At 62.7% G+C, this 6,866-nt stretch carries 5 protein-coding genes; 1 reads left to right on the top strand and 4 read right to left on the bottom strand.

Annotated elements, in window-relative coordinates; all coding sequences use genetic code 11:
• The 4 genes from rfbC to O6X71_RS13085 form a co-directional block, all read right to left on the bottom strand.
• Window positions 1-383: dTDP-4-dehydrorhamnose 3,5-epimerase (gene rfbC / locus O6X71_RS13100; RefSeq protein ID WP_353466232.1), on the bottom strand; the 383-nt coding region annotated here is incomplete at its 3' end.
• A 1,385-nt stretch (window positions 384-1,768) separates the two neighbouring features.
• Window positions 1,769-3,265: a type VI secretion system-associated FHA domain protein TagH gene (gene tagH / locus O6X71_RS13095; protein ID WP_353466231.1), complete on the bottom strand. Its 1,497-nt coding sequence runs from the start codon at window positions 3,263-3,265 to the stop codon at window positions 1,769-1,771.
• A complete protein-coding gene (locus O6X71_RS13090; RefSeq protein ID WP_353466230.1) occupies window positions 3,262-3,777 on the bottom strand; it encodes a DUF6931 family protein in 516 nt (171 codons plus the stop codon). Before O6X71_RS13090 ends, tagH begins: the two co-directional genes overlap by 4 nt.
• Window positions 3,778-3,853: 76 nt before the next feature.
• The gene (locus O6X71_RS13085; protein WP_353466228.1) at window positions 3,854-5,884 is read right to left on the bottom strand and encodes a type VI secretion system Vgr family protein; all 2,031 of its coding nucleotides are present in this window, start codon (window positions 5,882-5,884) and stop codon (window positions 3,854-3,856) included.
• 286 nt (window positions 5,885-6,170) lie between these two features.
• Here O6X71_RS13085 and O6X71_RS13080 point away from each other — a divergent pair, with 286 nt between their 5' ends.
• Complete coding sequence (locus tag O6X71_RS13080) at window positions 6,171-6,866, top strand: OmpA family protein (RefSeq protein WP_353466227.1); 696 nt, start codon at window positions 6,171-6,173, stop codon at window positions 6,864-6,866.

Genomic DNA, 6,866 nt, shown 5'->3' with positions numbered 1-6,866 from the left:
GTGTCCGAGCATTTGTACGAGACTTCGCAATTGTCCTCGAGCGTCACGAAGCCGTGCGCAAAGCCGATCGGGATGAAGAGCTGGTGGCCGTTCTCCGCCGACAGCTCGGCCCCGACCCACTGGCCGTAGGTCGGCGAGCCCTTGCGGATGTCCACGGCGACATCGAAGATCGCGCCGCGGACACACCGCACCAGCTTGTCCTGTCCGCGTGGCGGCGTCTGGAAATGCAAGCCGCGGAGCGTGAAGGCCGGTACCGACAGCGAGTGATTGTCCTGCACGAAGGTGCAGGTGATGCCCAGCTTTTCGAAGGCAGGCACCGAATAGACCTCGGTGAACCAGCCGCGGCTGTCGCCGAAGCGCTTTGGACGAATAAGTCTAGCCATCGGAGTAACTTATCCCCTCTACGCATCAAGATTACTATCTCGATCATGTCCAATTAAGATCACAGCACTGGAGAAAGTATTCTATTCGCGTGCCCTAATATTTGCACTGGAAGCATCATCGCTTCTATCATTTTTGTGGTGTATCAGACAGATAGCGATCTAAAGTTGAGTATGATGCCGCGATGCTCAGATAAATTTAATCATGGATCATTTTGGCGAGGCAAGATTGCATTCGTTGCATCCTTGTGTCCTGTAATTCGCTCGTCATCTCGCCCTTGCCGCCTCCCAGTTCTTATTCATCTGCATTGCGACGGGGCGCGTCAACGCGTTTTATGCTGCATCTGCGCAAAGAAGCGTACCCCCGTTTTTTTGCAAACGACGAAAAGCCGACAGTCCCAGTTGCTTGGCATGCTTCCTCTAGAAAGTCATTTCTACATAGATAAAGTTCTAGAATTGAGAGGTTCCAAAGCACGTGCCGCTTTCATGCAACGCACGCAACGCACGCAACGCACGCAACGCACCAGCGCGCTGTCGAAACAGTAAGGCGTGTACAAACCGATCTCCGGCGTGCATGTGAAGAGTGCACTCACGCTTGGCGAGAATATCAAGGATCTCGTTGGCGTCGATACGGCGTATTTCGCCTATCAAAGTACTCGACGGTGCATGGCAAGGCACCGGTGATCGCTGGGCTGACCGGGGATAAACAGTTCTTCCTCCCTATGCGCAGGCGAGGTAGGCGAAGCTGCGCGAGGGGCGGCACACGCATCTTTGCTTACCTATCCCCACTCGACTCCCCTCCACCGAGTCGACGCAATCGTCTGCAACGTCGACGCCTGGTATACATAGTTCGGCGTGAGGCTCGGCAATACGTTGTATCTTGCTCCTGCCAACCGGTTGAAACTGAAAGGCGCGGAGCAACCCTGCGCGCCCTCTTCCGCTTAGCGACAAATCAGGCTGGCGCAGCGTTGTCGGGGGGGGGGGGCCGCGAAAACTATGCGACCTACGTTCACCGGGATCGCTGGCATCGAGCAGTGGACAGCAAATGGACAGCGCGAACTCGAAATGTTCCACGTAGGTTCGTGCTATGTTTCGACTCTAAAAAGGGGCTCAAGGAGGGAAGCGGTGTAGATCTCTCGTTTACACCGAGAATGTCGGCGGTTCGAGCCCGTCATCGCCTACTATCCCCCGTTGAAGTTACGCCAGTTGTCGCGGGTTCATCGCCAGCGAGATCTTGGCGGGGGCTGCGGTGTCCAGCATCCGGATCATAATCGCGGGTGAAATTACGGTACGGGGCGCCTTTAGCGTTTCCCGAGCTGTCACCGAGTCATCCCGTCCGCAACGATGACCTGCCAATCTCTGATGCCATTGGCAGAGGCCGCTGTGGTTCAACGACGCGTTTCGCGGGATTGCTCGTTATAGGCCTGGCGGAACTCCTTCGCGAACATCTCGAGAAACGCTTCGTCCGAGCCTTGTGCGACGCCCCCGAATTCGCGCTCATAGGCCTGCCACAACGCAGCATCGCGAGCTGCGGGAAGGATACGTTCGATCATCCCACCGGCGTTCGCGCGTGCGCGTATCGCCGTTGGCGAAAACCGCTCGAGCGTAGCGCGCAAGGCGCCCTGCATGGCCCGCAGCGTCGCCACCTGATGCGATTGCAGGTCCTGGAACGCGTCCTCAATCGCTTGATCCGCAGGCATGAATCCTGGCTGGTGCGGACCAAGCAGCATCGCAATGGCCTCGTCCGGTGTCCGTGCGAACTTCAGCGGGTTGTGACCGTCGGGGCTGAATGCCGTCGCCTCCGCCCCGAGTTGTGCCTTCGCTCGCGCGCGCGCTTCGACCATGACGACCAGACCGGCGACAAGCCGACGGAAGAGTCCACCCGCGCGCGCAAGGCCGTGATCGCCGCCAGCGACGCCTGCTTCGAGCCCTGCGGCGCGGGCAAAGGCATCTGCCGTAGCGGGCGACGACGGAGCCATGTCGGGAGCGGGGGGAATAGAGGCAGCTTGCGGCGCCGCGGGCGCGCTCTTGGGCAGTGCCGCACTGTTCGGCATGGGCGAAAGGCCAAGGGGGTCGCGCGGCGCTTCCACCGGCTGGCCGAAACCGCCGCGTGCCCAATCGACGACGTTACCCTCTGCGATCCGACCCCATAGATCGTCGGGAGATATCGGCGCGGATTGCGTAGGCGCCGCACTCGACCATGCCGATGCGGGGGGGGGCGGCGGTGTCGCTTGGTCCCAGACCGATGTCGCTTGAGGCAAAGCGGCGGCGGCATCCGGTTGCCAGCCGCCAGTGCGAGGGGCGGATCCGGGAGACGAATGCGATGGCCGTGAGTCCCAGCCGGCGGCGACCTGATGATCCTCGCGGCGCGCAAGCGACGGCCCGACCTGGGGCTGCCATCCCGCTGAGGATCCGGTACCCAAAGGTTGCGGCGGCGGTGCGTCCCAGCCACTCGACGCCAACGGGAAGGCTGCATCGTCCGTCGTTCGGGGCGGCGTTGCGTCGGCGTCCCAGCCTTGCCAAACCGGAGCGACCGGCGGTGTTAGCGGATCGACGCTTTCCTCGGCTTGCCCGGTCAAGCGGGCGGCGATGACATAGCTGCCCACGTGGAACCGGTCGCCGTCGGCGATACAGTGCGGCGAAGCCAGGCGTTCGCCAGTCGTCGCGAGCATCGTGCCGTTCGTACTGCAGTCGGTCAGCACATAACTGCCATTGTCGAACCTGATCTCGAAATGGCGCGATGAGATGTAGCGGGTGGGATCGGGCAGGGCCCAGTCGCACGTCGCCGCACGCCCGACGATCGCGCCACGGCGATTCAGCACGAGTTCGGCAGGCGACCCGTTGTCGAGATGCCGGGCGCCCTCGATGGTGAGTGTCAGCGTCATCGATCGAGTGCTGCCATACCGCGGTCGGCGATCCGCTCGCCCAGCGCCAGTGCCGTTTCCAGCGCGGCTACGTGGTCGGTTGATCGACGGGTCGCCTCGTCGATCGCCCCCACGGCATAGCGTGCGGCGACATGGTCAGGCGGAACTACCGGCGGCGCGTTCGCTGCAACGATCGAACCGCCCGAGAAAAACACGGCGGAGGCCAGCAATCGTTCTGCAACCGGCTGCGAGATCACGTCGGCGGCGGCACCCGCGGCACGACGATGAGCTTCGGTCGGGTCCTCCAGCCAGCGCAGGGCGACATCGAGCGCGTGGCGCGCACGCTGCGGTGGCGGGTCGGCTGCGGCGGTGTCGGCGACGATCCGCGCAGCCCAGGCAATCGCCTCGAGCCGCGGCAGTGCATGCCCGAGATACTGCAGTGCGGCCGAACGACGGTTACCGGCGCGCAATGCGTCGTAGTGCCTCCGGACCGGGACGTCGGCCGACGGGCGATCGTCGACATCGACGCCCATAAGAGTGGCGACCTGACGTGCTTCGGTCAGCCGTATTGCCCTCCATTCCCCGGCAGTCTGCGCCTCCGCCACCCGGTCAGCCTTCGCCCGCGGGGGGGCCGAAATCGATACTGGCGCCGAACGCTCCGTCGCCGAGGCCCTCTGGGTTGATCTGTGTAGTTTTGCCATTGAGCGTCAAGCTACCGGAGCCGTTGATCTTTGTCTGACCGCCGGCATTGATGATCGCCTCGGTGCCGGCCTGGATCTGGACGTGGGTGGACTGGAGGGTGATGCCGTTGGGGCCGATCGCGACCACCGAGTTGCCCACCCTGAGCGTGATCGACGTCTTGGATTCGATCGACAGGCTACCGTTGACGAGCAGATTGTCCATGCCGATGACCTGCGTGGCGCGATCGCGCCCGATTTTCTTGCCTTCGTCGCGGCCGATATTGGTGCTCCGGTCGAGTCCGACGCGTCGTTTCTGGTTATGGCCGACGTGGCGGCTTTCGTCGAAGCGGACGCGGCTGTTCATGTCGCGCTCCGCGTGGATGAACAACTCCTCTTGTCCGCCCTGGTCCTCGAAGCGGATTTCGTTCGAGGTCCGGTTGCCGCCGCTGTCGAGGGCTTCGCTCTCGGGATAGCTGCCGGAATTACCGTAGGTCAGCGTCCGCCACACCGCACGAGTCTTGTTGGCGGGCAGTTCGTAGGTCGGCATGTGCGCTTTGTTGAACACCCGCCCGACGATCAGCGGTCGGTCCGGATCGCCATCGAGGAAGTCGACCAACACCTCGTGCCCGACGCGCGGCAGGATGACGTTGCCGAGACCGCCGGTCTGCGACACGCGGATCCAGCAGGTCGACCGTTCCCCCGGCGTGTCGGCGCGATCCCAGTGGAAGCGCACTTTCACGCGGCCATATTCGTCGGTGTAGATCGTCTCGCCCGATGGGCCGGTGACGATCGCCGATTCCAGCCCCTGGACGCGCGGGCGCGGCGTGGCGTGGCGGGGGCGGAACACGGTATCGGCGGGGATCGCCTCGAACTTGACGTTGAACGAATCCTCGTCGTCCTGCTGGCCCGATCGATAGCTTTCCGATGCGATCGAATGTTCCGCACCGGTGATCAGGTAGGACGCGTTCATCCGGGCGGCCGGATGATCCGCGACATCGACGCGGAACCCGGTCGTGAGGCCCGCGGACTGCGACGTGCCGCTGAACGTCCGCCGGTCGGAGCGTTGCGCGTCGAGCAAGGCCTGGCCACGTTCTTTGCCGGTCTGCTCCTGATCGCCGCGGCCGGTCTTCTCACGCGTATAACGCCCCGGATAGACGAAGATCTCGCGGTCGTCGCGGGGATGGGCGCCTTCACTGGCAGCTTCGGCGGAGAGCGGTTGATCGGGCGACTCGAAATCGAAGTCGCGCACCGTCACCCGCGCTTCGGCGGTCGAGGCAACGCGTTCGACCCACGTCTGGAGGTAATCCCCCTGCGAGCCGAACCGCGATTTCGAGTCGGCCGTGAACACCGACACGCTGTTCGCATTGTATTTGAGCTGCGTCGGCTTGCCGGGCTGATGCGATGCTGGTCCTTCGCACAGTACCATGACGTGTCGATCGGCATCGTGCTGGAAGAAGTAATAGATCCCTTCTTCCTCGAGCAGCCGCGAGACGAAGGCGAAGTCGCTTTCCCGATATTGCACAGTGTACGCACGCGGAACGCGCGGCAGGACCAGGCGCGTATAGTCGACGTCCGGGATGCCGGCGCCTTCGATGACCTGCTTGACGATCTGCACGACCGTCTTGTCCTGATAGATCGCCATCTGGCGGTTCTGGTCGAGGTAGAAGGTCCAGGGTCGGATCGACAGGCGATAGTGATGCCCGGCCTGCGTCTCCTTCACATACTCGCCCGCGGTGACCAGGCCGTGGAAATGGCGAAGCAGTTCGCCATCCTCGAGCACGCTCAGCGATGCGGGCTTGCCCAGGTGCGGCTGTAGATCGATTTCCAGTGGTGAGATGATATCGGCCTGCACCGCGAACGGGGTGCCGATTCGCTCCGTGCTTCGAATGCGTTCGAGGACGACCTGTTCGTCGCCAACGTCGATCGCCATCTGGGTCAGGCGCTGCGTCGTGTCTGTCACCAAGCACTCCAGCCGATCGCGCTGCTGCCACGCGAGGAACCACGTTCCTACCGGTGCTGGCGCGATCCTACAATGGGTCGCGACCAAGACAGGACTATGTTGCGTCGCGATAAAAATTATTCGTGGAGGGCCGCGGCTATCCTCGCTGCTCCCAAGTTACGGTTATTCCACGTATTCACGTTTTGTTAACTCCGTTGTTACCGCATACGGGTTGCTTCATGTGTAGGCGCTGCCTAATACATGGATGAAGCGAGTTCATGCGCGGGAGTAAGACATGTCGTTGCGGATGCTGACATTTCCTGTGGTGGTCCTAGGATTCGCCACTGCCGGTTACGCACAGGAGGCGAAGACGCCGAGTGTAGAGAGTTACCTCTGCACTTTCGCCGGCAAGTGCGGCTCGGGCGATGCTCTTCCGGTAGCGACGCGGGCCGCGCCGAATACCAAGGGTTTTCGACTGGCCAGGCCAGCCTCTGCGACCGATTCCAGCAGCGCCGCTTTGCGATCGTCGGTGTCACAGCCACGTGCAGCGGTACGCTCGCCCGTTCAACCGCAACGGCATTATGGGCAGTCGACCCGTCGCGCGAATTACGCTGCTGCGGCTCCGGTCGCTGGGGCGGTTGGCGTCGCCGCGACCGGCATGGGGCGGCCACGCGCCGACTTGATGATCGGTTTTGAACGTAATTCCGCGCAGCTTACCGCCGAAGGAACGCGCGCCGCACAAATATTCGCACGATCGTTGCTGATGCCGGAGCTTACCGGCAAGCGCTTCCTGATCGAAGGGCATACCGATCTGCGGGGCGGACCGCGTATCAACGTGCCGTTGTCGGCAGCGCGGGCAAAGGCGGTGGCCGATTACCTCGTCATCCTCGGCGTAGACGGCAAGCGTCTCGAAGTTCGCGGTTATGGCGCGAGTGTTCCGCTTTCCGGCCGCGCCAAGAGCGATCCGGTCAACCGCCGCGTCGAAGCCGAGTTGATATCCTGA

This window comes from Sphingomonas faeni, from assembly GCF_040407505.1.
Classification (GTDB): domain Bacteria; phylum Pseudomonadota; class Alphaproteobacteria; order Sphingomonadales; family Sphingomonadaceae; genus Sphingomonas; species Sphingomonas faeni_E.
This window is presented reverse-complemented; position numbering and strand designations above follow the sequence as displayed.

Excerpts from the sequence above, each read along its gene's own strand:
- O6X71_RS13090 (WP_353466230.1), bottom strand. The coding sequence starts at position 3,777 with ATGGGCGTCGATGTCGACGATCGCCCGTCGGCCGACGTCCCGGTCCGG.
- tagH (WP_353466231.1), bottom strand. The coding sequence starts at position 3,265 with ATGACGCTGACACTCACCATCGAGGGCGCCCGGCATCTCGACAACGGG.
- O6X71_RS13080 (WP_353466227.1), top strand. The coding sequence starts at position 6,171 with ATGCTGACATTTCCTGTGGTGGTCCTAGGATTCGCCACTGCCGGTTAC.